The sequence below is a fragment of the Methanosarcina sp. 1.H.A.2.2 genome (assembly GCF_000979975.1).
Classification (GTDB): Archaea; Halobacteriota; Methanosarcinia; order Methanosarcinales; family Methanosarcinaceae; genus Methanosarcina.
Genome location: NZ_JJQL01000007.1, coordinates 117,567 through 143,560 on the forward strand (window position 1 = coordinate 117,567; position 25,994 = coordinate 143,560).

Genomic DNA, 25,994 nt, shown 5'->3' on the forward strand with positions numbered 1-25,994 from the left:
GTTTCACGACCAGAAAAGAGGATAAGGTTATTTTTCATTTGAGTTAACGTGTTTCTTCAGGAGAGTCTACATCTATATGTTCCGGCTCAAAGGACAGAACCTCTGGATACCCGGCTTCATCAGGCTCTCCATCAGCATACTCAACCGGAGGTTTACTATCTGCAAAATTGTCTTCCATGGAAAATTCAGGCTCTGAAACATCTCCTGTTAAGCCCTGTTTTATCTGAGGGTAGGGAGATGGGTTGCCTTCCGTAGAAAAACCTGATTCTTCTCCGGGATAAATATACAATTCCCCGAAAAGTTCACTCTGGAAAAGCCAGATCTTTCTGCTCGAAGCAAGAAAGAGGAGGGAAAGGTAATCCATGATCCTGTCTTCACTCAGTTTAAGGAGGTCAGAAAACTCCACAACAGGCTGCTTCATAAATAGTTCAACAAGCCTTGCCCAGATAAGTACCAGCCTCGAACCGATCGCCTCGTCGTGGGCAATCCCGAGCACGTCTCCGGTAGTCAGAGGATCCGGGGAAATATCAGGTTCTTCGGCAGCCAGACGGGCTTTCTTTTCGTTTTTCCTTGAGAGCGTCCTTTCAGCTTTTTTAAGTTCCAGAATAAGTTCATTCAGTGTGACAGGCCTTGTGGAAAGGCGGCGGACAGGCAGCTTTGGGATAGGAAACTCATCAGGCTCAGGGAGATCTTCATCATCGAAAAATCCAGAGTCAAAATCATCTTCTTCTTCTTCCGTTCCGAGAATTACTGAAGATTTCATGCGGAGGAGGACAGCTGAATAAAGGAGAGTCCTTGAGGAAATCCTCAGGTCCATTTTCTGGAGCTCTTCTATCCTTTGCAGAAAACTGTCAGTTAGCTGCACAACATCGATATCCCAGGGATCGATCTTCCCGTCCTTTGCAAGTTCGACCAGGATACCCAGGGGCTCATAGGAATCAAACTCTGAAAGGTCGAGCAGAGTCCAATCAACGCCGAGGCATGAAAGAGTGGTCGGAAGCCCGAAAACTTCGGGGTCTGAAAAAAGAGAGTTCTTTTCCCCCGATTCACGAACATCGGGGGAAGGAAGTCCGGAAATATCAAGTGCCGAATTATCTATAAGTTCAGCCATTAAACTTCACTCCGGTAATACTCGTGATGTTATTCTCCTGCATTGTAACCCCGATAGTCCGGCTTGCCGCCTGGATCATGGGTTTTCTTAAGGAAACAACAATAAACTGGACTTTTGAGCCTGAAGTTTTAACGTGCCTTGAGACTCTCTCCACGTTCCAGCCGTCAAGGAACATGTCGATCTCGTCAAAGGCATAGAAAGGAGCGGGGCGGTATTGCTGGATTGCAAAAATAAAGGCAAGTGCGGTAAGGCTCTTTTCTCCTCCGGACATGGCTTCTATACGTTGGAGAGTCTTTTCTTTTGGCTGGGCCCTGAGGGTCATTCCTCCGGCAAAGGGATCATCAAGGTTTTCCAGCAGGAGTTCCCCCATGCCGTCGGAAAGCTCGTAAAAAATCTCTTTGAAATTGGCATTTATGCTTGTATAAGCCTCCATAAAGGTGTCCCGCTTGAGCTGCTCGTACTGGTCAATGCGTTCAAGGAGCTGTTCTCTTTCGGAAAAGAGAGTATCGCGTTTGCCCTGCAGGTCCGAAAGCCTGAGTTCCACCTCGTTATACTCATCGATTGCCCTCATGTTTACAGGTTCTAGCCTGCGCAGGGCTTCTTCGATTGCCTGGATCCTTATGTAAACGGTTTCGTAACTCGGGACCTCTAAGGATTCTTCTATGCCCCTTCTCTGTATCTCTTCAAGCAGCTGCTTTTCCTGGTCAAAAAGTGCACTTCTCGTAGCTGTGAGCGTAAGTACCTGCTGTTTTGCCTTTTCAAGGGTGGTTGCGGCTATACTGACCCTGCGCTTTACTGCACTGTACTCGGCCTGAACATTTTCCCTTTCTTTCTGGAGCCCCATAAGCTCGTCGGAAAGTTCAAGTTCCCGGTTCTGTTTTTCCTTAAGTTGCACTTCAAGTTCCGCAATTTTTGCCCTGAGAGAATCTACTTTTTCACGCCTTGAAGCTTTCTTTTCATCGAGTTCCCGGATAAGCTCCTTAGCTTCGGCAATCTTCTGCTCAGCATACTCTTTTTCGAGCTGCAGGGCATTCAGGTTTGCTTCGGTGTCCCTGATCCTGCCGTCAAGCCTCCGGATTTCCTCGTCTACAAACTCGGCTTTTTTGTTGATCTCGGGGAGAGGAGAATCAGCAAGCTTTGCCTCAATTTCGGCAACCTGTACCTCAAGTTCAGCCAAAGCACCTTCTTTTTCAGCCTTTTCTGCAATTACACTGTCCATTTCAGCCCTGAGTTCTGTCCTGGACTCTTCAATTGCTCTCAGGTCTGCCTGTTTAGCTTCAAGGAGTTCTGTAAGTTTAGTTCCCCTGCCGGCGATTTCCTGAAGTTCGAGTTCTTTTCTGGAGATGGTAGCCTCACAGTCGCGGATCTTCCTGCTCAACTCAAAAACGTGGCTTTCAATATTGTCCTGTTTACTGATCGCTGCAGTCCGGCTTGCGTCGAGGGATTTAATCTCGCCTGCAAGCTCAAGGAGTTTGTCTTTTTCCGCTGCCGCAAAAGAGATCCCCGATTTTGAAGAAAGAGAACCTCCAACCATTGCCCCACTCTTTTCAAGGAGTTCACCTTCAAGGGTGACCATTCTCGCCTTTCCCATGAAACGGCGGGCACTGGCAAGGTTTTCCATAATAAGGGTATCCTGGAAAACATACCAGAAAGCAGGTTCGAAGTCGGGATCAAATTCGATGAGGTCAATTGCGTACCCTATTACTCCATTTTCATAACTGAGGCTTTCAAGCCGCCTGGAATCCCTCATTTTATTAAGCGGAAGGAAGGTAGCTCTTCCGCCCTTTCTCCGTTTCAGGAATTCGATTGCCTCTGCAGCATCCCCATCATTATCTACAACAACTGCCTGCATCCTGTTACCTGCAGCAACCTCAAGGGCAGCCGCATACCTGCGGTCAACTTTTCCCAGCTGGGCAATGGTCCCGTGAATTCCAAAGAGTTCATTCTGCCTGGAAGCTCCGATTACCATTTCCACAGCCCTTGAATATCCGCCTCCCTGTTCCGAAGCCCGGACCCTTGCCTCAGCAATTGCATATTCCTGCTGGAGCCCGTGAAGCCTGCTCTCAAGTTTCTTTATGTCTTCCTTGACCCTGAAATGGCTGCTCTCGACATCGTCACGGTCTTTTATCAGGGACTCCAGGTTTTCCGTAAGCTTCTCAATCTCATACTGGACAGAAAGAGTATCACTGTCAGAGGCGGTGAATGCAGCTTCTGCATCCCTGATCTGGTTTTCGATATCCCGCAATTCCGACGATTTTCTCCTGAGGGTATCAAGGAGCCGGTCCTCATTTCGGATAAGCTCATTTTTTTTGTTTTTAATGTCCTCAAGTTTCTTGCGGGCAGCCATGAGCTCGTCCCTTGTTGCTGCAAACTTTGCATCCACATCCGCAATCCTGCTCTGAAGCAGCATACGCTCGGTTTTTCTCTCGGACAGCTCAGAAGAGATGCTTTCTTTTCTCACGTTTTCAGTTTCGATTTTCTCTTCGAGCTCCCCTACCTTGCCCTTTGTGGAGTCGATATCAACAAACGCCTTTCTGCGCTTTGCGTCAGCGTCTTCAAGTTCGGATTCCGAAAGCTCAATGCTGTCCACACAGCGGGAAATTTCCCCTTTTGTCTCTTCGATTTCCCTTTTGACCTGCAGCTGTTCGTCTTCCCCTTTTTTCCGGATTTCAAGGGAAATTGTTTCCAGGGCCTGTTCAAGGGCTTCTAATTCCTTAACCCTCTCGTCCAGCAGTACCTGGACTTTTTCAAAGTGCTCTTCTTTCCCTGCAAGTTCTTTGTCCACATTTTCCAGTTCTGTTCTGGCATCCTTGAGTTTGGAGAGCAGGACATAGCCTTCAAATTTAATTTTTTCAGTCTTCAGAGCCTGGTACTTCAGTGCCTGGTCTCGTTCCCCTGCAAGTTTTTCAAGCTGGGTACGCACCTCTTCAAGGATGATGTCCACGCGTTCGACCTGCTGCCTGACGATTTCCAGTTCCCCGAGCGCCTTTTGCTTACGCTCATCAAATTCTGAAACCCCGGCAATTTCGTCAATGATTTTCCGCCTTTCTACAGAGGTCATGGAGGTGATCTGCGTGACATCTCCCTGCATTACCACATTATAACCTTCAGGCGTTACTCCTGCCTTTGCAAGCTGGGAATGGATTTCCCCCAGGCTTACGGCTTTTCCATTAAAGTAAAAGTAACTGTAGTACGCATTTTTTGTCCGCTTGATCTTTCTTGAGACCTCAACCTCATCAAGCTCTAACGGCATCTTGCGGTCAGTATTGTCAAAACGGATCGTAACCTGGGCAAAATCAGGCTTTTTTGCCTCGTCTCCATTGTAAATAAGATCCGTAAGTTTTTCAGCCCGGAGAGTCCTGGAGCTCGAAAGCCCGAGCGCAAAGAGAATCCCATCTATGATGTTTGACTTCCCACTCCCATTAGGACCGGAAATAGTGGTGAAGTCATTGAAAAAGGAAATCTTTACTTTTTTTCCAAAGGACTTGAAATTAACGAACTCGATTTCTTTTATGTACACAGAATGCCTCTGAGGTTTTGCGTTTTTGAGGATGTCTCCGTTTTTTCAGCCTCATTACGCCTGGGGGTCTTTCCGATTGCAGGTTATGATTTCCGCATCATCAGTATCCCTAAGATCCACGGACTCATCGATTAAACGCTTTTTTGGAGCCTTTTCGGCGATTATGTACTCGCATTTATAATCTTCATCGGGTCGGGCTCTTACAGGGTCTGCATTCACAGGAGATTGGCGCCTCATAGAAGATCTCGAGCTTGGAGGGAACAACTGTCCCGCCGGGGCCTCTCTTACTGGAGTCGACTGCCTCAGGTTGCCTCTAAGCCGTTTTCGATCCCCGCTCTCGGCGATGATATACTCACACTTTGTTTCGACAACCTCCTGTTCGTCAAGTTCCTCGGGCTCAACCTCCCTTATCTTAAGCTGAACTTTTGCATTTGTGCCTGGCAGGGATGCAGGAGCTTCCCTGAAATCAATAAGCTCGTGTGCGGAATAGTTCTCTTTCCTGAACTCAAGTTTACGCGTTGGTTTTCTGGAGAGAGGAGGAAGGTCAAGGGGGTCTTCGAGGATGGGAAGAGAAACAGAAGGAGAAGAGGGAGGCGAGGGGGGAGAGAAAGAAACAGTATTTTGCATACCTCCCAGCGCTCCGGAGAGTTTTTCGAGGTCTTTTTCCAGCTGTTTTATAAGCATTTTCTGGTCAAGCAGCTCCCTGACAAGCCCGTCCTGAATTCCTGCCAGTTCCTTCAGCCGCCGGTCCGCTGTCGCAGAGTCATTATCTTTGCCAGAACTGAATTCGGCTCGCAGTTCGCTAATAATTGAAGCCTTTAGTGATGCAGAATCAGGGAGCCCCTTCAATTCTGTTCTGATTTCGGAAAGGATCTGGTCCTTAAAGGAATCCAGATCGGAACTGTTTTCCATTTCGGCCTGCAGTTCATTGAGAACCGAAATCTTTATTGATTTTTTGAGAGTCTCGAGCTCCTCATAGGTTATTGACAGTCGCCTTTTAAGCGGTGTATTGTGCACGTCCCTCTGTCCAGTTCTCATGAAAATACCTCTAACAATAAATTCGGGTCCCGGGTTTCCTTATGTCTGCAGTTTTTTGTTAGCATGAAACGTCAGTGTAATATAATTAAATAGATTCAATCTGACAAATTTAAATAATGTGTATAAAGTACATGTAATCTTACTTTATATATATATGGTAATCGATAGTATTCAGCTGACCCGAAATAACTTTAAATTATATTATAATAAGATAACTTAATAAACCTTTCTGAAAACGGGTGCAGAAACCGCATATAAGAACAGGAGAAATTGTATAAAATATGAAATTTCCGAAGGAAGAAGGGTTAAACGTCAGAAAGGACAGAAAACAGGAGATGCAGATCGGAAAATGCTCTGGAAGAGAATGAACAGTTTTCCTTAAATCTTCCTGTAAAGAATAATATTGATGCTAAAATGCCTCACTTTCGAGCACATAATACCCGGATCAAGAATTCAGCAATCCCATGGAGATAATAACTTTCTGGAGAGGAAAAGGGCAGAACAGTAGAATAAATATTTTTCGGCATCGTCTGTACAAAAATATTAAATATGTGTATCAGGTGCAATTCTATTCCCGGAAAGACTGGATAAAGGGCAGATATAAAAATAAGAGATAAAGTCCAGAACGCGGAATGCTGTTAATGATATCATATAAACAAGATAGAGGCTTCAATCCGGGATTTGTACAAAATAGGGAATGAAACCCAAAAGGTAACTCAAAAATTAAATGAGTTAAAGAGTTGGATTTCAACAGGGGTTGGAAATTTTTAGAAGAAAGTGTTACTCAATGGACGGAATAGACTCATCGAAATTAAGAAGTACACTCTGCCTCTCCTGGATTTTGGGGGATGTGCTGCAGTCCATCTCCAGAGCACTCTCGTTAACAATAGAACCGTGGGTTCCGGTGCTTTCAAGGAAAAGTTGAACCTCTTCAACTTCAGGCTCTCGGAAATGATCCATTTCGAAAATATCCATAATAACACTAAAAACGTTTTTGTGTATGTGATCGGTAATCCGAGTCATCGAAAATAAACACGATGCATGAAGTATTAATAATTTACTATAATATGAAAACAGACGAGAAAGAATAGATAAGTTTACTAATATATAATTATTGTACCCGGCATACAGAAACATACGTTCCAACGAATCGGCATTGAAGTAAATAAAAAAACTTGCTGTTTTTTGATAATTTAATTAATCTCATAAATTAATTGATCTTTCCTTAAATATCGCTTTTTACTCAATATAACGGAATTTCAGCACGTTCCTCTGTCAGCCAGAGAAATACCTCCCTTAAACCCGGAAACCGTGTTTCAATTCCGGCAAATATGAGCGCCTCCACCAGCCTGTCTGCCCATCTTAAAAGAAGTGAATAAAACGACTATTTATAGCGAATATGGTTGAAAGGGTCAGAAATATTTGTAATTTAGACCTCCTGAGCGAAGATAACTGATAAAACCCATAAATTTGTCCTTGGAGCAAAGTTCACTACTAAAACTCATAAATAGTCCTCTTGAGCGCAGCGAAAAGGACTGCGGGCTGTTGCACTTGCAGTGCAACTCCCAGGAAATCTCCGATTTCCTGTGATCCCGAATCGCAACTCGGGCGTCACAGGAAGAGAGGCCCGAGAATCCGGATCAAGACACCTACCACAAGAGCAAGGAATATGGTGAAGGTAACAATCATAGCTGTATCCTTTGTTCCAAGCTCATGCTTCAGTACTGCAATCGTTGCCACGCACGGGACATAAATGGTAGTAATAACCGCAAACTGGTACATCTGAAGGGGGGTCATTACAGCTGCGAAGTTGGCTGTGCCTGCAAGTACGGCCAGGATCTGGAGAGCCATTTCCTTTCGGAGAATTCCAAAAACCAGGGCTGTTGCGGCAAAAGCCGGAAGGCCCAGTAGGCCAACAGATACAGGTTCTACAAAGTCCTGGAAGATAGAAAGAAGACCAAGGGCATCGGCGATTCCGAGGAATGCGCTCCCTGCAAGCAGCAGCGGAAAAGCGATATATAAAAACTCCCGGCTTTTCATCCAGGTCTTCCTGAGAGTGGATTTCAGTTCAGGTTTTCTGAGAGGGGTCATTTCCATAATGAAGCCGCTTCTCTGGCCTGGAAGGGTTTTTCCGAGAACCCAACCCATCGCTGCAATAATGAGAACGTCCAGCACATAGATAGAAACCGCGGGCCAGAAACCAACAAATGTCCCCACAAGTCCCAGGATAATAACTGTCCTTGCAGAGCAGGGAATAAGGGAGATAAGAAGCGAAGCTATCCGCTTTTCCCTCCTGGTGCCAAGGGCATGCACTGCCATTATTGCGGGGACATTGCAGCCAAACCCCAGAACCAGAGGGATAACAGCTCTCCCATGAAGCCCGAGCTTGTGGGTCAGGTTGTCCAGGAGAAAAGCTGCCCTGGTCAGGTAGCCTGAGTCCTCGAATATGGAAAGGATAGCATAGAAAACTGCAATATACGGGATTGCAATTGCAAATCCGGCTTCCACACCCCGCAGGGAATAAAGAATCAGGTTTCTAAAGATAGGCGCCATGCCAAGAGTCATTGTTTCCACTGGCTGAATCACGTGAGGCTCAAAAAAATCATTCACAATCCAGTTTTCAAGGAAGCCTCCTACCCTGAAGACGAGAAGAAAAGTAAGGAGCAGGGCCGCTATGAGAACCGCAATCCCGAAGTTAGGAGAGGTAAGAACACTGTCTATCCTGTCACGAAATCTTTTTTTCGGTTCGAACACTGAGACAACACTATCTACGATATGCCCGGATTCTCCGTACAGGTCTCTTGCAACAGTATCCGGGACCGAAATTCCGTGCTCGATCTCAAGGTTCTGCCTGAAGCGCCGGGCAGAAGAGAGAATGGCATGGGCTTCAGGCGGCATGCAGCAGAGTTCCACAAACTCGGCATCGTTCAGCAGAGCTGCAATCTTGACACTTTGAGATGAATCCGGAAAAGCATGGTCAAGACCGGACAGAGCCTGGAGAATCCACTGGCTGTACTTTACCCTGTGGTGGTCCTGGACTTTGTCTTTCTCTTCGAGAGCCACGAGCACTACCTCATCAAGCCCTACCCCCCACGTTGCGACAGTGGAGACTACAGGCAGGCCTAAGAGTTCTGAAAGTCTTTCCGTATCAATAAGAATTCCGAGCTCTGCTGCCAGATCCACCTGATTTAAGGCAATAACCATAGGGATATCGAGTTCCAGCAGCTGTAGAGTCAAATAGAGGTTTCTCTCAAGCCTGCTTGCATCAAGGACATTGATAATGACATCCGGCTGATCTTCAATAAGAAATCTCTTGGTTACCTTTTCGTCTTCGTTTGCAACCCCGAGAGAATATATTCCAGGCAGGTCAACTACTTCAATGGTCTTGCCTCTGGCATTTACACTCCCTCTTTTAAGCGCAACCGTAGTGCCCGGGTAATTGGAAACCTCAACCCCAACTCCTGTAAGCCTGCTGAAAAAAACGCTTTTTCCAACGCTCGGGTTGCCTATGAAGGCCAGTGTCACATCATAAGGAGAATTCTTTTGACCTCTGTTGCCAGAAGTACAGCATGAGCTGGAAATCCCTATCATGCCTCCATTAATTTTTCCCTGTACCTGTAAAGTGCCAGCATTGTCCCTTTTTTACGCATTTTTACCTTTAGGAGTGATAAAAATTTTCTTTGCTATATCTCTTCCAAGAGCAATCTCAGACCCAACAACCATGACTGAGATACATCCCTGCTTTTGCTTGCGCCTGACTTCAATACCTTCTCCTGTAAGGATACCAAGAGAGGTTAACCGCTCTTTTGTCTCCCTTGGAAGGGTTACCCTGGCAATCGTACCTGAACTTCCCTCTTTCATTTCATCGAGAGGAATGAATCCTTCCTCGCGCTGCAAGTTACTTTTATCGATATTAATTGGGTGTCCGTCGGGGCAGTACTCCGGATTTCCCAGGAAATCGTAAAGTTTCTCAAGCACTGAGTCTGATACCGCGTGCTCAAGCTCGCAGGCTTCCTTGTGGGCTTCCTTCCTGTCAAAATCAAGGACTTCAGCCAGGAAAGTCTCAAGAACCTGGTGTTTCCTCTTGACCCGGATAGCTTCTTCAGCTCCTTTTGTGGTCAATTCGACTCCTTGATAGGGCTTATACTCGACGAACCCCATAGAATGCAATTTTTTGATCATTTCCGTCACACTGGGCGGAGATACATTCAGTTCTTCTGCAATTTGTTTGGTTTTTGCAGGGCTCTGGTTTTTCGTAATAAGGTAAAGAATAGTTTCTAAATATTCTTCGAGTCGATCTGTATGCATTAACACCATTCCACCAACACATGCCCGAAATTTATCAGGCCAGATAATTAGGACAACCTAAAAAGAATAGGATTACTGAATAAATAGCTTTTGGTTTCGATCTTTCAAAATAAATATGGGTTGAGAAAGATTTCAAAACCGGAGTTTATCACATGGAATCGGGCAGGAAAAAACAAAATAAAAAATTCAGGAGTCGTGAAGCGTAAGACTTCCTGAGGGTTCCTGAAAGATTTCAGGCGTTGATAGATTTAAGAACTGCAATTTCATTACAGTCCGGAAATTTGGGGCACCTGATGCAACCAGACCAGATTTTCCTGGGAAGGCTGTTTTTATCCACAATATTAAAGCCCAGGGTTTCAAAAAACTCAGGCACATAAGTAAGAGCAAAGACTTCCTTCATATCAAGATCTTTAGCATCCTCAAGACAGGCTGAAACAAGCTGTGTGCCTACTCCTTTTCTTGCACAATCGGGCTTAACTGCGAGAGCAAGGATTTCTGCAAGGTCTTCCCAGACCACATGCAGGGCACAGCATCCCACAACCTCTCCTTCGACCTCACATACATAAAAATCCCTTATGTTCTCGTACATCTCACTAAGGGAGCGAGCAAGCATAAGCTCATCCTTAGAGTAAGTGTTGATGATTTGCTTCATCTCAACAACATCACTTATCCTGGCTTTTCTGATCAATTCCTGTTTCCTCTGAAGCGGCAGTTATGTTTTTTAATAGAAATTATGCTGCATTATAAGAATTTACTGTATTCCAGCTAGGAATAATGTATTTCTAAATAAGAATTTATTCCATAATTTCGGGGCAGGCCTCTCCAATTTGCGGGACACTTCCCATCGGGACACTTCCCATCCATAGTTCAGTCTCTTCTGGATATAGGCTCTTCTCTAACTACATACTTGTTTTACGGACACGGAGAAGGACACAGAGAAGAGATGTCCGGAAGACAAAAGCATGAACTGATAACCTTCTGAAGAAGAAAAGCGTCCATACTTACAGAACTTTCCCATGAGATAAACTTTCAAAAACAAGCCTTCAAAAAAGTCAGGGAAAGCAGATTAAGTGAAACATGAATAAAACGGATGCTGCATAAAAGAGATAGAAATTAGCGGGCGCGAAGGGATTCGAACCCCCGACTTACAGCTTAGGAGGCTGCCGCCATATCCGGGCTAGGCCACGCGCCCACAATGCAACTCCCGAAAATACAGCATGTAACAGTATGCTAAAACTGCATTCCAGGTGAAGTATCCATAATACCGGCATAAGATATATATTTAATTATCGCCCGGAGAAGAGAAAAAGCCCCTAAATCCGGGCAAAAAGGAGAGTACAGATAGTTTTGGTATCAAAGTTGAGAGAAAACTTTAATAAACAAGTCCCGGATTTAAAGTTAACCGCGTCATAGAAAGAGGTTAACAATGAAGGAAATTGCCACGATGCCCCCTCGGATCAGAGACAAACTCAATAAGGGAATCCCTCTGGACGAAGAGGAAATTATGGAGTTTGCAGTGCTTACCGGGCCCGACCTCTTCGACTTCTTTACCATCGCAAACCGCTTGAGAGCAAAGCTGGGGAACACTGTAGATCTCTGTGCAATTACAAACGCAAAAAGCGGGCGCTGCCCCGAAGACTGCAGGTTCTGTGCCCAGTCAGCTCACCATTGTGCGGAAACCAGGGAATATCCACTGCTAAGCCCCGGGAGACTCCTTGAAGACGCAAAAAACGCTGAAAAGGCCGGAACATGCCGATTTTCGATAGTCACAAGCGGGAACCGCCTGAAGTTTGAGGAACTTGAAAGCATCCTGGATGCCGTGAGGCTGATAAAAAACAGGACCGGACTTGAAGTCTGCGCGTCCATCGGAACCCTGAGCCCGGAATCGGCGGGGAAGCTGAAAGAAGCCGGGGTTTCAAGAATCCACCACAACCTGGAAAGCTCTGAAAGCTTTTTCAGGCGCATCTGTAGCACACATACGTATGCCGACCGGATACGGACAATCAGGACTGCAAAGGAAGCCGGGCTTGAAGTATGTTCAGGAGGGATCCTGGGGCTCGGGGAGAGTATGCAAGACCGGATAAAACTGGCCCTTACCCTGAGAGAACTGGACGTAGATGCCGTGCCAATCAACATCTTAAACCCGGTTCCGGGAACTCCGATGGAGAATGCAGCCCCTCTGCCCCCGATGGAGATCCTTAAAAGCATAGCCCTTTTCAGGCTCGTCCTGCCGGAGAAAAATATCAAGCTTGCAGGGGGAAGAGAAAAGAACCTAAGGGACCTGCAGTCCCTTGCCCTTTTTTGCGGGGCCAACGGGTTGATGCTCGGCAACTACCTGACCACTGAAGGGAGAAGTCCGGAAATGGACCTGCAGATGATACGGGATGCAGGACTAAACTTTGAAAACATAAAAACAGGAGAAATGAAAGAATGAAAGGGAAAAACGAAACATACGGCATTGCCCAATCCTCGGAACTTAGAAAAATGGTGTTTGCATCCCTTTTCGCCGCAATGATTGCAGCGGGGGCGTACATCAAAATCCCACTCCCCTTTTCTCCGGTACCGGTTACCATGCAGCCCCTCTTTGTCTTCCTGGCAGGGAGTATGCTTAAGAGCAAATGGGGCACCCTCAGCATGTTGATATACACTCTGCTGGGGATTGCAGGGCTACCCGTTTTTGCAGGCGGGGCCTCGGGGCTCGGCGTGATCCTGGGACCAACAGGCGGATACATAATAGGCTTCATAATTGCGGCATTTGTAATAGGGTACCTGAGTGAGAAGAGCGGAAAAAACGACTACATCTCAAATGCTCTTTATATAGGCATAGGGCTCGTAATCGTCTATGTTCTGGGCGTGGCCCAGCTGGCATTTGTCGCCAAACTGGACCTCCTGCAAGCAATAACCCTGGGAGTGCTTCCATTCATTATCGGGGACATCCTGAAACTGGCAATTGCTGCCCATATAGCTTCCAGGTACAGGATCTGAAAAAGTAAGCAAAAAGCCAAAAACAGCAAAGAGCCAAAAACAATGATCAGGATAGAGGACCTTAGCTACAACTTCCCTGATGGGACACGGGGCCTGAAGAAAATAAACCTCGAAATAGAAAGAGGAGAATTTCTCGGGATAGTTGGCAGGAACGGTTCGGGAAAGTCCACCCTTATCCGGCACCTGAACGGGCTTTTGAAGCCGATGGAAGGGAAAGTGTTCATAAACGATATGGACACGGCAGATCCTTCGAATCTTCTCAAAATCCGGCAGACCGTGGGCATGGTCTTCCAGAACCCGTACACCCAGTTCGTAGGCACAACCCTGGAAGAAGACGTGGCTTTCGGGCCCGAAAACCTTGCCCTGCCCCCGAACGAAATCCGGGAAAGGGTAGACAGGGCCCTGGAAGTGGTGGGACTTGAGAACTTCAAAAACCATTCCCCAAAAACCCTAAGCGGAGGGCAGAGCCAGTGCGCGGCTATCGCCTCGGCCCTTGCAATGAAATCCGAGTGCATTGTTTTTGACGAAATAACCTCCATGCTGGACTCCAGATCCAGGGAGCAGGTCCGGGAAATCATCCGAAAGCTGCGGGGAAAAGCCCGAACTATCGTGTATGTGACGCACAAGCTCGAAGAAGTCCTGTACGCTGACAGGATAATCGTGATGGACAGGGGGGAAATAGTGCAGGAAGGAAAACCGGAAACCGTTTTCAAAGCCCCTGAGCCGGGGAAATTCGGCCTGGAAATTCCCCCCGTCGTTGAACTGCTGAACAGCCTGGAAGCCCGCGGCTTTACCTTTGACTGGAAACGGCTGTCTTCAATAGAAAATCTTGCGGAGGAGATATGGGAATCAAGGTGGAAAATCTAAGCTATTCCTATTCCGGGAACCAGAAAAGGAAGCCTGCCCTTGAAAACGTCTCCCTGGAGATCGCAAGAGGGGAATTTGCCGTCATCTCAGGAACCGCAGGAGCAGGAAAATCCACACTCATTAAACATTTCAACGGGATTCTCCACCCCGAAAGCGGCAGGGTAACCGTGGACGGGCTGGACACCAATAGCCGGGAAGTGCGCAGAAAAGTAGGCATGCTGTTCCAGCATTCCCAGAACCAGCTCTTCGAGGAAACTGTATACAGGGAAGTTGCCTTCGGCCCTTCGAACTTCGGGATCCGGGGAAAAGAACTTGAAAAAAGGGTGCATGATGCCCTGTCTCTCGTACACCTTGATACCCGGATCCTGGACCGCTCCCCGTTCAGCCTGAGCGGGGGAGAGAAACGCAGAGTTGCACTTGCGGGAATCATGGCGCTTCGCCCGGCCTACCTGGTGCTGGACGAACCCACTGCAGGCCTGGACCCCGAAGGCCGGACCAAGCTGCTCGGAAGGCTTCAAGAGATTCATAAAAAGGGAGTCGGGATCGTCATTGTATCCCACAACATGGAAGAAATCCTGCCCTTCGCCCAGAAGGTCATTTCAATGGAAGAGGGCAGGATCGTGTTTACAGGCAGCCCTGAAGAATACCTCCGTGCAGGACATTCCCCGGTGCCCCTGCTCACCAGGCTTATGAAAGAACTGAACAGGAAGGGAGCCGACCTCAGGGAGGACATCTTTACGGCAGAAGAGGCCTTGAAAGAGCTTCAAAAGCTCAGGCCGGAAATGCAGGAAAAAGAGAGGGGAATATCAGAAAAAAGAGAAGCTGAAATGAAGGCAGATGAAACGGGAACAACGGAGAAGGAAATAGCTGAGACGGTGGTGAGGGACAATGTATGAGACTGCATTCAACTACGTCTACGGGAATTCCCTCCTGCACAGGCTGGACCCCAGGACCAAGCTTGGGGCAGTGATGTGCCTGAGCATCCTGGTCTTCAGGGAAGAGAGTTTTGCCGGGATGGGGTTACTTATTGCATTTTTCCTCCTGCTGACCGGGATTTCGGGAGTACGCCTTTCCTTTTTGCTCAGGTCGGTCCGCCCCCTGCTCTTCTTTATGTTCTTCATCTTTTGTTTCCAGCTCTTTGCAACTAAAGGGACTCCCATTGTCCCCCTGCCGGTGCTTACCCCTACTTATGAAGGGCTGAGGCTTGGAACCCTGCTTTCCTTACGCTTTGGGCTGCTCCTGCTCTATGCGGCCCTCCTTACGGCAAGTACCCTCCCGAACCAGATTACCAACGGGATCGAGCGCTTGCTCCGTCCCCTGCCGCTCCGCTACCTCGGAGTGACTTCCTTCGACCTGGCAACCATGATGTCACTCTCCATCCGCTTCCTCCCAAGTTTCCTGGAAAACGCAGCGACTATCAGGGCAGCCCAGCTCGCCCGGGGCCTTGACCTCAGGCATGACCTGCGCCGGGGGACCACGGCAATTGCAGTGCCCCTGATAAGAAGGTCGATCCTCCTGGCCGAAGAAGTGACAGAAGCCATGGAGAGCAGGTGCTACCAGGGACAGTGCCGGACCTCTCTCCACGAACTCAGGATGCAGAAACTCGAGTGGTCAGCACTGCTCGTGCTCGGAGCATTTTTTCTATTATTAATAAAAATCTGAAAAGACAATTTGGATTTCGGGCTTAAATTTCGGGCTTAAATTTCGAGATTAAGTGGCGGGTTTAAGTTTTTCTACAGAAAGTAGCCTTTTCAACCCGAAGTCTAAACCTTAAGCCAAAACCTTAAGCTGAAACCTGGATTTCAAGTCCCTCCGTTTAGTCTCTAAACTCTGCAGTCTTTCGAAAAACATTAATATATGAACAGTTGTTCATATGTTCATGCAAGATAAGTGCGATCGTGTTAACCCGGAGAAGATAGAAACCCTGATGCAGAAGGTCCCTGATTCCGAAAATATTACGAGGATGTCTGCAGTCTTTCAGGCGCTTCAATCGGATACCCGCCTGAAAATCCTTTTTTTGCTCAGACAAAAAGAGATGTGCGTCTGTGAACTCGAGCAGGCTCTTGAAGTCACGCAGTCTGCGGTCTCTCACGGGCTTCGGACCCTCAGGCAGCTTGACCTTGTAAGAGTCAGGCGGGAAGGAAAATTTACGGTTTACTACATCGCAGACGAACATGTACGCACACTCATTGAGATGTGCCTTGAACATGTGGAGGAAAAAACATGAGCTTTGAATTCCTCAGCTTCATTCCTTTCCTGCTTTCGGGGATCCTTCTCGCATCCTGGGAAATCTTTGTGGAAGCTGCCCCTTACCTTATTTTCGGCTTCGGCGTTGCAGGTCTCCTCAATGTAATCGTTCCTGATCAGAAAATTGTGGAATACCTTGGAACATCAGCAGGAAAAGTACGTTCCGTTATCAACGCCTCCCTGGCAGGTCTTCCCCTTCCCCTGTGTTCCTGCGGAGTGATCCCCGCAGCCATGTCTATAAGGAAAAGGGGGGCAACCAGAGGCGCAACCCTGTCCTTCCTGATCTCAACTCCCCAGACCGGAGTGGACTCTATTGCAATCACCTACGCTCTCCTTGACCCCCTGATGACTATTTTCCGCCCGATTGCAACCCTTGTAACTGCACTTCTTGCAGGGCTTGCAGACAACCTGCTGATAGGGGAAGAACCCGAAAAAAAAGGAGGCAAAAACCTGGAAAAATCCGGGAAAAAAACAGAAATCCTTGCAGTCTCGACCCTTGTAGGAGTATCGGCAGCCGGAGAAAAATGCAACTCCCATTCCTGCGGCTGCAGCTCACCTGAAGTTCCCGGAATAGGAAAAAAGGAATATCCTGCCCTGAATACGGTGCCTTCAAAAGCCATGCCTCTGGAATTGAAGACCGGATCCGGAAAAGGAGTCCTGCCTCTCACACTTCCCTCAGCAACACCGGCGACTGAAAGCAAAACCTCCTCGTGCGGCTGCGGGCACTGCGAGCAGGAGAAAAATGAATCATTGCCGGATGGGAGAAGCAAAAAATCCGTAAAAGAGCAGTTCCTGGAAGGACTGAAATATTCCTACATAGAACTTCCCGGAGAAATCTCGAAGTGGATGCTGATTGGAATTCTGCTTGCAGGGATAATTTCCTATGCTGTTCCCGAAACCCTGATTCAGGAATACCTGGGAGGAGGGCTCGGGTCAATGCTGGTCATGCTTGTAGTGGGAATTCCACTTTACATCTGCGCTACAGCCTCAACTCCTCTTGCCGCAAGCCTCGTAGCCAAAGGAATGAGCCCTGGCACAGCGTTTGTTTTCCTTCTTGCAGGTCCTGCAACCAATGCGGCAACCATAACCATGGTAGCCCGTTTCCTGGGGAAGCGTTCTGCAGCCCTCTACCTTGGAGTGATCTCCCTGTGTTCCCTTGGGGCAGGAATCTTTCTTGACTGGCTTTACCTTAAGCTGGGAGTAAGTGCGACTGCAACCCTGGGAAGCGCAGGAGAACTGCTTCCAGAAGGTATTAAGATCGGCTTTGCGGCCCTCCTGCTCCCTCTGATGCTATACGGAGTCTTCCGCAGGGGGCAAGAGTGTGGCTGCACTGAATGCCATTGAAAGGAAGAGAGAGAACAGGAAGAAATCAGATATATAATTATAAAAAACGTTGGATAAATAGCAGGATAATATAAATCCTCGTAAATAGAATAATCAGTATGCAGGAAAATCCCGACTTTGAGGAAAAAAAGGAACCGAAAGAAAGCGATTTCAAGGCTCCGGGGGAACTTGAAACTGGTTATACAGAGAAATCATGGGAAAAACCTGAGAAAACAATGGAAGAAACAGAAGAAGAAGCCAGTATAGAGCCTGTACCCCAGGAAAGAATAGAACCAAAAGAAAGCGATTTCAAGGCTCCGGGGGAACTTGAAACTGGCTATACAGAGAAATCATGGGAAAAACCTGAGAAAACAATGGAAGAAATAAAAGAAGAAGCCAGAACAGAGTCAGGGGAAAGAACCAGCGAAGAAAAGGGGGAGACAAAAGAAGAAAAACGCACGGTTTATAAAATGGAAAAGCGCCTGACAAAAAGTAAGAGTGACCGTATGCTCTTTGGGGTTTGCAGCGGGCTCGGAAAATACTTTGGGATTGACCCGACCTTTGTAAGGCTTGTCTTTGTTCTTCTTGCCCTGATAGACGGGATCGGGATCGTCATATATATTATTCTGGCAATAATCATGCCCTCGGAAGAGAGCGTTCAGATGGTGCCCGAAACCCGGAAGAGCAGTTAACGAAAAGAGCTGGCAGTATCCGGATTTTTAAAGAACAAGAAATAGCGTTATGTGAGATTATACCGGGAATTTTCATATCATCAGCGTCCCCGGTAGACTGCTTTTTTATTTAATGTATATTTATTTCAAATTTTATATAAGGTATATTTATTCAAATTTTATTTAATTTATATTTATTCAACTTTCAACCCTGTTTTTGAATTTTTTCGATTTGAAAAGAGATGTTGCACAGGCCTCCGTAAAAAACTGCAGCTATGCTGAAAGCTCGTTGCCGAAAAAAGACAAAAAGGAATTGAAAACGAGTGGAAATTTCAATAAAAAGTATAAGGACATCAGGAAGAAGGTCGAGGTTTATTTACCAGAAATTAATCAAAAGTAAGCAAGAAGAATAAAGCGGGCTCGAAGGGATTTGAACCCCCGACGTCTGGGTTAGAAGCCCAGCGCTATATCCAGGCTAAGCCACGAGCCCTGGTTGCTTATCCTACTGCGGAGTACGAAATGAGCCTTCTAGGATAAAAACCTTTTGCATGAACATACTAATTGGTGCGATATAAAATCTTAAAATATTTATGTGGAAGCGGAATTGTAATATATATTTAGTATCTACCCGCTTTACTTGGAATGTTTATTAAGAATCTCGGTATGGCAACTCTCTCGGAGTTCTGAGTTTCTTTAAGAGCTTTTCATAGAGCTTACATACTGTAAAAGAGTGAAAAAGTTAAATGGGCTATTGACCTGTAGGTTAAAGACTATACTGGATCGAAAGCCCCAGTTAAGTACCCTACAGATAATAAAAACTTAAAAGGATGATTTGCAAATGAATGAGTTACTGATTTATTTAGACGGGAAATTTGTCCCAAAATCCGAAGCCAAAGTTTCGGTCTATGACCACGGATTCCTTTACGGCGACGGTGTGTTCGAAGGCATAAGGGCATACAACGGGCGTGTCTTCAAGTTAAAGGAACACGTTGACAGGCTTTATGACTCAGCAAAAGCAATCGCAATGGACATCCCCATCACAAGAGAAGAAATGGCCGAGATAATCCTTGAGACCCTCAGGAAAAACAACCTCAAAGATGCTTACATCCGCCCCATCGTCTCAAGAGGAGTCGGAGACCTCGGACTTGACCCCCGCAAGTGTGAAAAACCATGTGTCGTTGTTATCGCCCAGGGCTGGGGAGCCATGTACGGCGACCTTTACGAAGTCGGGCTCACAGGAGTCAGCGTCTGTGTCCGTAGAAATGCCCCGGATGCCCTGTCCCCGAACATCAAGTCCCTGAACTATCTCAACAACATCCTCGCAAAGATTGAAGCCAATGAAAAAGGAGGAGATGAAGCCGTCTTCCTTGACCAGAACGGCTTTGTGTGCGAAGGCTCGGGAGACAACATCTTTATCGTCAAAAACAACCAGGTCCTTACCCCCCACACAATAAGCAACTTAAAGGGTATCACAAGAGCCACAGCCATCGAACTCCTGGACGAGATGGGCTACAAAGTCATCGAATCAAATCTCGGCCTTTTTGACCTCTACACAGCAGATGAAATCTTCGTCACCGGAACTGCAGCCGAATCTGCCCCCGTTACCAAACTTGACGGAAGACTCATAGGTACAGGCAAACCAGGACCCCTTACAATGAAAATGGTTGAAGCCTTTGATAAAATAACCAAGAGCACGGGCACACCGATTTATAAATAAAAGAGTCTGCTCAATGAAAGAGCGCGACTCTGAAGACAAAAACAAAAACGGCGGGATTTTTCCCGCCAAACTCTTTTTTAGATCAAATCTTTCTCAGTCAACCTTCTTAGCTGGAATCTATTTCTTTCGACGTTCGAAGTCAATCTTATCAGTCAACCCTGTATACTTTTCTCCTGCAGGCACCAGCCGATTCCAGCTGTAAGAGCGATTACGGATGCAAGAACAGATTGATATGCACCGGGAAATGCTATTAAGGTAAAAAATCCATCTGAAAACCGATAAGATTTCAGGTTTGACTCTTATGAAACGCAAAGAATTTCGGGAACTTGTCTCTGTGGAGGAGGCCCGGAGAATAATAAACAGCCTTCAGGTCCGTCCTGAAAAAGAAAGCTCAGCCCTTGAGAATGCCCACGGAAAAATCCTTGCAGAGGATATTATTACCGAAATTAATGTCCCTCCTTTTCCGAGAGCTGTGATGGACGGTTATGCTGTCAGGGCAGAAGATACGTATGCCTGCAGTGAAACAGAGCCTGTAAAGCTGAGGTTACTTGGAAATATCCCCGCAGGTTCGGATGCAAAATTCACGGTCTCGGCAGGGGAAGCTGTGGAGATTGCGACAGGGGCCCCGATTCCTGAAGGGGCTGATGCTGTGGTTATGGTTGAATATACCTCTGAAGAAAACGGGACTGCACTCATCTTCAGACCTGTAACCGGGGGAGAAAATATCATGAAAGCAGGCTCTGATATCCTGAAGGGGGAAAGGGTGCTGCGCAGGGGAAGGAAACTGGGCACAAGAGAAATCGGGGTCCTGGCTTCCATAGGAAAAAAAGAAGTTCCCGTACTCAGGCTGCAGGTAGGGATAATTTCTACTGGAGACGAACTCACCAATCCGGGAGAAACGCTGGCTTCGGGGAAAGTATATGACGCAAACTCTTACACGCTATACGCAGGAGTCCAGGAATGCGGAGCTTCCCCCCTGCTTTACGGGATTGTAAAGGACAATGAGAGTGTGATGGGAAAAGCACTTGAAACTGCGGTTTCGGAGTGTGCCCTTATCCTGACTTCGGGCAGCACATCATCCGGGGCAGGGGATGTGATGTACCGATTAATAGACGAAGCAGGAGAGACCCTTGCCCACGGGATTAACATAAAACCGGGAAAACCTGTAATCATCGGCGTCATAAAAGATGTCCCGATTATCGGGCTTCCCGGAAACCCTACATCTGCTTTAATGATCTTTAATGAATTTGTGGCTCCTCTTCTTAGAAAATCCCTTGGAGCAGAGGCGGAAATCAGAAAAACGGAAGAAGGAATAATGGGTACGGATCTCCGTTCCGAAGGGAGGCAGCAGCTCCTTCCCGTAGGCATGGTAAGGGGACGGGTTTATCCTGCAGACAGGGGTTCAGGTGCCATAACATCGCTTTCCGGAGCAGATGGCTTTATAGAAATCCCGCCAAAGACCGAGTTCATAGAAGCAGGAACTCCGGTAGAAGTAACCCTTTTTGGAGAAGTTGAAAAGCCGGACCTGCTCATAGCAGGCGGGTTCTGCCCCGGACTTGATGTTCTGGAAGACCTTAGCGGACTCAGGTTCAGAACACTTTACAGCGGCTCAAGCGGGGGTTTCAGTGCAATTGCCGCAGGCACGGCAGATATCGCAGGCGTGAATATGCCCTCCAGACATCCGGAAGGACAGAACGGAACCCTGCAAGGTGAAATCCGGTACAACACCCCTACAGTTGAGGCAATGAGTCTTTCAGGAGCTGTGCTTGTTAAAGGGTACAGGCGTGAAGTAGGGCTCCTTGTCAGGCAGAGCACCCCGGTTTCCGGACTTGAAGACCTGCCAGGAAAAAGCCTGATTAACCGGAACAGGGGTTCGGGCACAAGGGCTCTTCTGGAGATGAAAATAGAGGAACTGGCAAAGGAAAGAGGAATAAGCAAAAAAGGGTTTACGGACTCAATACCAGGATACGTTTCCGGAGCGAAATCTGAAGTTGTAGTCTGCGAGGCTGTTCATTCAGGAAAGGCTGATGCCGGAGTGGGCATAAGGAACTGTGCAGAAAGAACCGGCCTGAAATTCGTAAAATTTGCAGAAGAAGAATATGACTTCCTGGTCAGAAAAGAGGTGCTGGACGCCCCTGAAGTAATAAAATTCCTGCAAACCCTTAGCTCCACAGAATTCGCCTCAAAGCTTCCGGCAGGGCTGCAGGTATATGAGAGAACTGGAGAGATCATTCCTTTTGAGTAAAGGCGTTGGTCGCACCCCGCTGCATGGTTGGTATTTTGGTATTAAAGCTACCGGTAAGGCTATTGATTTTGTATAGATCTACGGTACGCAGGCGGGGTCAAGCCTTGCGCGGCGCGTGAAAAAAGAACGTGAGATGCCATTTGCGGTCACTTCGGAATAATACCAACCAATTAATCAGGAAGCTCCAGGGCGTTTGTTATGCATATTTGCCAGAGAGCTTCCCATCAAGAAGGTTTAAGTATTATTATACTTATTGAGAGATATAAATAATAGACCAATTTCATCATTTCCGGATCAATCAATAAAAATAATTTCATACCAACAAAATAATTCAAGCAGTAAAAATCATTTAGTAGCTTAGTAGCAAGGAAATAAAATAATTCTATCAGTAAAGACCATTCAGTAGCGATAAAAACCATTCCATAGGTATATATATTGCATCCAACTATTCAGAATAAAATATCCAGATAACGGATCTGTTTTAGATCAAAAAAGGATTATAGAGACCGTTTGAATGCGGTTTCATTTTTAAAGTGCTATGAAAATAATTTCTTCAGTCCCGAAGTCGGCAGGTTCCAGATGAGCAGCATACAGGAGCAAATACAGGAAGTAGAAGACGAAATTCGAAAGACCCAGTACAATAAGGCAACTTCTCACCACATAGGCAGGCTGAAAGCCAAGATGGCCCGCATGCGGGATGAAATTGAGAAGAAAGCCTCCTCAAAGAGTGGAGGAGACGGTTACTCGGTCAAGAAGTCGGGAGATGGTACCGTAACTCTCGTGGGCTTCCCGTCGGTAGGGAAATCCACTCTTCTGAATAAAGTCACTGGCGCAAAATCAGAGGTAGGAGCATACGAATTCACCACCCTTACCGTCGTGCCGGGAGTGCTTGAGCACAAAGGCGCAACAATCCAGTTCCTTGACGTACCCGGGCTTGTAAAAGGCGCATCTTCAGGGCGCGGACGCGGGAAAGAAGTGATTTCGGTCATAAGAAACTCCGACATGGTTATCTTTTTGCTCGATGTTTTCCAGCCCAAGCACTATGAAGTCCTTATGGACGAACTATACCAGGCAGGAATCCGTGTGGATGAGGTGCCCCCTGACGTTACCATCAAGAGAAAGGACAGGGGTGGAATCGAGATAAACTCAACCATAGACCTTGACCTGGATGAAGAGACCATCAAGGCAGTACTGGATGAATATAAAATCCACAATGCCCATGTCCTGATAAGGGAAAATATCACTGTAGACCAGCTTATCGATGTCGTCCTGGAAAACCGGAGTTATGTCAGCTCCCTGATTGCAGTCAACAAAGTGGACCTTGCCTACCCTCAGCTGATAGAAGAATGCCGGAAAATATACCCGAACTCAATATTTATCTCAGCCCATAAAGGCATTAATATCGAGGAGCTCAAGGACGCTATCTACGACTGCCTGGGCTTTATCCGGGTCTACCTGAAACCTCAGGGAGGACCAGCAGATATGGAAGAGCCTCTTATAGTAATGAGTGGGACAAACATAGGCCAGATCTGTGACCGCCTGCACCGTGATTTCCGCAGAAAGTTCCGTTATGCCCAGATCTGGGGCCCGTCTGCAAAACACCCCGGACAGAGGGTAGGACTTGAACATGCCATGGAGGATGAAGATATCCTCACGATAATCATCCAGAAGTAAAAGAAAAAGGAAAGCGAAAGGGAAGAATAAAGGAAGAAATCGATCTTTCGCATTCCGTAGTTTTTTGACTGCAGTTTTTTTGAATATAACTTTTTTCCAAATCTAACCTTTTTCTTAACCGATCTTATTGATATTACTTTTTGATTTTAGATACTCTTAAAGAGCCTGTATTGTTTCAGAATTGCTGGAGAAAACATTTCTCTTTCTATCGTTCTTTGAGTCGATAGAACCTTTAGCTTCGACTTCCTCCTCGAATTCCGCAGCACATTCAGCCGGGCTTTTCCTTGGGGATTGTTCAGGGACTTTCTTATGAAGCTCAGCCTTTACATCGGTTCCGATACCATACCTTTTCTTTGCAGCCTCAAGAATTGCTGCCAGCATACCGGAGTAAGAGATATTGGTATAAGCTGCCATTTTTGCAAGGTGCCCATCCCAGCACCAGCCAGGATTCGGATTTACTTCAAGCAATTTTGGCCTGCCTTCGGCATCAAGCCTCCAGTCAAAGCGAGCATAGTCGCGGCAGCCCAACCTTGAAAAGAGAGCAAGGCAGCACCTCACAATTTCTTTTTCGGTTTTTTCAGGAATTCCTGCAGGCACGGATTTGATATTCCAGTATGGGGAATCAGGAAGCCATTTAGCCTCATACCCGCAAATCTGTGGAAGTTCTTCCGGAACTGCAGAGTAATCTTCTTCCGTGATAGGCAGTACAGTGCACATAGGCGGATTTCCGATTATACCGACACTGATGTCCTTCCCCGGAAGGAACTCCTCCAGCAGGAAAGGCTTATCTGACCCTATTTTTTCTCTCGTCTCCTTCATTATATTGAATATATCTTCCCTGCTGTGGACTATGCTTTTCTGCGTGATCCCGTAACTTGAGTCCCCTGAGTTGGGTTTTACTAGCAGGGGGAAAGAGAGGGAAAGCCTTGAAACATCAGAATCTCCGGTAACAAGAATTCCTTTTGCCACAGGAATCCGCATCTCACGGGCAACTCCCCTTACAAGAGACTTATCATAGCAGAAGGCGAGGCACTGTGGACCTGCGCCTGTATAAGGAATATTGAACTGCTCAAGCAGGGCAGGAACATGGAGTTCTTTTGTGGGGTCGTTGTTAAAACCTTCATCACAGAGGTTGAGTACAAGGTCAATTTTTCCTGCCCTCTTTTTAAGGTCTTCGAGAAGGGTTTCATGCCTGTCCAGGAAAGTGAATTTCATGTAAGGAATCTCAGCAAGTGCCTTTTTCATCCTATTAACGGTTTCGAAATCATCATCATCAAATACGCAAGCAGGCTTGACCTGATCTTCCTTTCTCGGGTCTCCAAGCACCACTACAACGTTAAGGGGTTTTTTACTTTCAGAATGAAGAGGGGAAGCCAGAGACGGCCAGGCTTTTTCAACCGTTGCTGAAAGCAGGATTCTCTGCTCCATCATTCCTGCATCCTGGGTGCCTGTTGACACAGGGCTGAAGGTTGTATGAAAAGTAGGGCTGCTAAAACCTGATGCTGTAAGCAGCTCAAAAAGGCTTTCCTTATTGTACAGCCTCTCAGCGTAAAACTGATCCGCAATTATTCCTCTGTCATTGCGGCATATAACCTCCCTGCAAATCAAACGGTCGCCATCAGAAGAAAGAGCTCTTTCCCGGCATACGAAGTACTTCCTGTCCAGCCATTCCCATGATCTTGGCTGGAAATTCTTTTTCATATGGTCTCCATCTGCAGCATCAATAAAAACCCTGCCTCCGGGCTTCAGTACTCTGAAAATCTCCTCAAGCACTTTTCGATCATGCAGAGTGGAATCAAAGTATCCGAAGCTGTTTCCAAGGATGGTAACCACAGAGAAAGTATCAGATGGGTAAGGCAGTTTTCTTGCGTCCCCTTCCCTGAACCGGACCTGCAGGTTTTCCTTCAGAGCCCTTGTTCTTGCTTTCCGGATAAGGTACTGAGACCTGTCATAACCTTCGACGTTTGAAAAACCCCTCCTTGACAGTTCCAGGACATGCCTTCCCTGTCCGCAGCAAAGGTCAAGAACCGTGTCTTCAGGGGCGAGTCCGAGGATGGAGACAACAAGATCTGTTTCTTTCCTTGTAACTTCCATATCATCCAGAAGATCGGCATCGGTCTTGAGATAAAGGGAATTAAAAAGAGTCTGCCACCAGTTGGATTGGACATGGGGTTCAAGGTCATCAACAGGTCCGAGGGTTTTCATCTGTACGGTACCTTTAGCGCGTTTGCGCCTGGTATTTGAATCGGTAGTATTCTGGGTCATGATTTGATATCTTCCAGAAAAAA

19 protein-coding genes and 2 tRNA genes are annotated in these 25,994 nt (G+C 46.8%); 11 read left to right on the forward strand and 10 right to left on the reverse strand.

What is annotated here, in order from left to right; genetic code table 11:
* Nucleotides 1–43: 43 nt before the first annotated feature.
* From EO93_RS01625 to EO93_RS01660, 8 genes are all read right to left on the reverse strand, one after another.
* Nucleotides 44–1,111, reverse strand: a complete 1,068-nt coding sequence (locus EO93_RS01625; RefSeq protein WP_048160816.1) for a ScpA family protein — start codon at nt 1,109–1,111, stop codon at nt 44–46.
* Nucleotides 1,104–4,631 carry a chromosome segregation protein SMC gene (gene smc / locus EO93_RS01630; protein WP_048131575.1) on the reverse strand — a complete coding sequence of 1,176 codons (3,528 nt, stop codon included), beginning with the start codon at nt 4,629–4,631 and terminating at the stop codon, nt 1,104–1,106. The genes EO93_RS01625 and smc overlap by 8 nt, the downstream gene beginning before the upstream one ends.
* A 54-nt stretch (nt 4,632–4,685) precedes the next feature.
* On the reverse strand, nt 4,686–5,669 hold the full coding sequence (locus tag EO93_RS01635; RefSeq protein WP_048160818.1) for a hypothetical protein: 984 nt from the start codon (nt 5,667–5,669) through the stop codon (nt 4,686–4,688).
* A 780-nt stretch (nt 5,670–6,449) separates the two neighbouring features.
* Nucleotides 6,450–6,629 carry a hypothetical protein gene (locus tag EO93_RS01640; protein ID WP_235282815.1) on the reverse strand — a complete coding sequence of 60 codons (180 nt, stop codon included), beginning with the start codon at nt 6,627–6,629 and terminating at the stop codon, nt 6,450–6,452.
* Nucleotides 6,630–7,280: 651 nt separating this feature from the next.
* A complete protein-coding gene (gene feoB, locus EO93_RS01645) occupies nt 7,281–9,260 on the reverse strand; it encodes a ferrous iron transport protein B (protein WP_048160820.1) in 1,980 nt (659 codons plus the stop codon).
* A gap of 51 nt (nt 9,261–9,311) precedes the next feature.
* On the reverse strand, nt 9,312–9,977 hold the full coding sequence (locus EO93_RS01650) for a metal-dependent transcriptional regulator (RefSeq protein ID WP_048160822.1): 666 nt from the start codon (nt 9,975–9,977) through the stop codon (nt 9,312–9,314).
* A gap of 232 nt (nt 9,978–10,209) precedes the next feature.
* Nucleotides 10,210–10,665, reverse strand: coding sequence for an N-acetyltransferase (locus EO93_RS01655; RefSeq protein ID WP_048131582.1), 456 nt, complete (start codon nt 10,663–10,665; stop codon nt 10,210–10,212).
* Between the two features lie 429 nt (nt 10,666–11,094).
* Nucleotides 11,095–11,169 (reverse strand) — tRNA-Arg (locus EO93_RS01660).
* Nucleotides 11,170–11,403: 234 nt separating this feature from the next.
* Between EO93_RS01660 and bioB the strand changes: the two genes are divergently transcribed.
* From bioB to EO93_RS01700, 8 genes are all read left to right on the forward strand, one after another.
* A complete protein-coding gene (bioB, locus tag EO93_RS01665) occupies nt 11,404–12,411 on the forward strand; it encodes a biotin synthase BioB (protein WP_082107524.1) in 1,008 nt (335 codons plus the stop codon).
* Nucleotides 12,408–12,962 (forward strand): biotin transporter BioY, encoded by a 555-nt coding sequence (locus tag EO93_RS01670; protein ID WP_048160824.1) that lies wholly within the window; start codon nt 12,408–12,410, stop codon nt 12,960–12,962. The genes bioB and EO93_RS01670 overlap by 4 nt, the downstream gene beginning before the upstream one ends.
* Before the next feature lie 42 nt (nt 12,963–13,004).
* Entirely contained in the window at nt 13,005–13,829 is an 825-nt protein-coding gene (locus EO93_RS01675) for an energy-coupling factor transporter ATPase (protein ID WP_048160826.1), read from the forward strand.
* A complete protein-coding gene (locus tag EO93_RS01680; RefSeq protein WP_048160828.1) occupies nt 13,805–14,725 on the forward strand; it encodes an ATP-binding cassette domain-containing protein in 921 nt (306 codons plus the stop codon). Before EO93_RS01675 ends, EO93_RS01680 begins: the two co-directional genes overlap by 25 nt.
* Nucleotides 14,718–15,491, forward strand: coding sequence for an energy-coupling factor transporter transmembrane protein EcfT (locus tag EO93_RS01685; protein WP_048160830.1), 774 nt, complete (start codon nt 14,718–14,720; stop codon nt 15,489–15,491). Before EO93_RS01680 ends, EO93_RS01685 begins: the two co-directional genes overlap by 8 nt.
* A gap of 217 nt (nt 15,492–15,708) precedes the next feature.
* Complete coding sequence (locus tag EO93_RS01690; protein ID WP_048131637.1) at nt 15,709–16,056, forward strand: helix-turn-helix transcriptional regulator; 348 nt, start codon at nt 15,709–15,711, stop codon at nt 16,054–16,056.
* Nucleotides 16,053–17,420, forward strand: a complete 1,368-nt coding sequence (locus tag EO93_RS01695) for an SO_0444 family Cu/Zn efflux transporter (RefSeq protein WP_048160832.1) — start codon at nt 16,053–16,055, stop codon at nt 17,418–17,420. The genes EO93_RS01690 and EO93_RS01695 overlap by 4 nt, the downstream gene beginning before the upstream one ends.
* Before the next feature lie 98 nt (nt 17,421–17,518).
* Nucleotides 17,519–18,091: a PspC domain-containing protein gene (locus EO93_RS01700; RefSeq protein WP_048131591.1), complete on the forward strand. Its 573-nt coding sequence runs from the start codon at nt 17,519–17,521 to the stop codon at nt 18,089–18,091.
* A 394-nt stretch (nt 18,092–18,485) separates the two neighbouring features.
* Here EO93_RS01700 and EO93_RS01705 read toward each other — a convergent pair.
* A tRNA-Arg gene (locus EO93_RS01705) sits at nt 18,486–18,560 on the reverse strand.
* A gap of 348 nt (nt 18,561–18,908) precedes the next feature.
* Here EO93_RS01705 and ilvE point away from each other — a divergent pair.
* The 3 genes from ilvE (at nt 18,909) to EO93_RS01720 (ending at nt 23,706) form a co-directional block, all read left to right on the forward strand.
* On the forward strand, nt 18,909–19,787 hold the full coding sequence (ilvE, locus tag EO93_RS01710; protein WP_048131592.1) for a branched-chain-amino-acid transaminase: 879 nt from the start codon (nt 18,909–18,911) through the stop codon (nt 19,785–19,787).
* Nucleotides 19,788–20,088: 301 nt separating this feature from the next.
* Nucleotides 20,089–22,032 carry a molybdopterin biosynthesis protein gene (locus tag EO93_RS01715; RefSeq protein ID WP_048160834.1) on the forward strand — a complete coding sequence of 648 codons (1,944 nt, stop codon included), beginning with the start codon at nt 20,089–20,091 and terminating at the stop codon, nt 22,030–22,032.
* A 579-nt stretch (nt 22,033–22,611) separates the two neighbouring features.
* Nucleotides 22,612–23,706 carry a GTP-binding protein gene (locus EO93_RS01720; protein WP_048131639.1) on the forward strand — a complete coding sequence of 365 codons (1,095 nt, stop codon included), beginning with the start codon at nt 22,612–22,614 and terminating at the stop codon, nt 23,704–23,706.
* Between the two features lie 156 nt (nt 23,707–23,862).
* On the opposite strand, the gene EO93_RS01725 is transcribed toward EO93_RS01720, so the two are convergent.
* Complete coding sequence (locus EO93_RS01725) at nt 23,863–25,971, reverse strand: methyltransferase domain-containing protein (RefSeq protein WP_048160836.1); 2,109 nt, start codon at nt 25,969–25,971, stop codon at nt 23,863–23,865.
* Nucleotides 25,972–25,994 lie beyond the last annotated feature (23 nt).

Coding starts and splice junctions, on each gene's coding strand:
- EO93_RS01725 (WP_048160836.1), bottom strand. CDS start 25,971: ATGACCCAGAATACTACCGATTCAAATACCAGGCGCAAACGCGCTAAA.
- ilvE (WP_048131592.1), top strand. CDS start 18,909: ATGAATGAGTTACTGATTTATTTAGACGGGAAATTTGTCCCAAAATCC.
- EO93_RS01715 (WP_048160834.1), top strand. CDS start 20,089: ATGAAACGCAAAGAATTTCGGGAACTTGTCTCTGTGGAGGAGGCCCGG.
- EO93_RS01675 (WP_048160826.1), top strand. CDS start 13,005: ATGATCAGGATAGAGGACCTTAGCTACAACTTCCCTGATGGGACACGG.
- EO93_RS01685 (WP_048160830.1), top strand. CDS start 14,718: ATGTATGAGACTGCATTCAACTACGTCTACGGGAATTCCCTCCTGCAC.
- EO93_RS01640 (WP_235282815.1), bottom strand. CDS start 6,629: ATGGATCATTTCCGAGAGCCTGAAGTTGAAGAGGTTCAACTTTTCCTT.
- EO93_RS01680 (WP_048160828.1), top strand. CDS start 13,805: ATGGGAATCAAGGTGGAAAATCTAAGCTATTCCTATTCCGGGAACCAG.
- EO93_RS01690 (WP_048131637.1), top strand. CDS start 15,709: ATGCAAGATAAGTGCGATCGTGTTAACCCGGAGAAGATAGAAACCCTG.
- EO93_RS01695 (WP_048160832.1), top strand. CDS start 16,053: ATGAGCTTTGAATTCCTCAGCTTCATTCCTTTCCTGCTTTCGGGGATC.
- EO93_RS01625 (WP_048160816.1), bottom strand. CDS start 1,111: ATGGCTGAACTTATAGATAATTCGGCACTTGATATTTCCGGACTTCCT.
- feoB (WP_048160820.1), bottom strand. CDS start 9,260: ATGATAGGGATTTCCAGCTCATGCTGTACTTCTGGCAACAGAGGTCAA.
- EO93_RS01700 (WP_048131591.1), top strand. CDS start 17,519: ATGCAGGAAAATCCCGACTTTGAGGAAAAAAAGGAACCGAAAGAAAGC.
- EO93_RS01635 (WP_048160818.1), bottom strand. CDS start 5,669: ATGAGAACTGGACAGAGGGACGTGCACAATACACCGCTTAAAAGGCGA.
- EO93_RS01720 (WP_048131639.1), top strand. CDS start 22,612: ATGAGCAGCATACAGGAGCAAATACAGGAAGTAGAAGACGAAATTCGA.
- EO93_RS01650 (WP_048160822.1), bottom strand. CDS start 9,977: ATGCATACAGATCGACTCGAAGAATATTTAGAAACTATTCTTTACCTT.
- bioB (WP_082107524.1), top strand. CDS start 11,404: ATGAAGGAAATTGCCACGATGCCCCCTCGGATCAGAGACAAACTCAAT.
- EO93_RS01670 (WP_048160824.1), top strand. CDS start 12,408: ATGAAAGGGAAAAACGAAACATACGGCATTGCCCAATCCTCGGAACTT.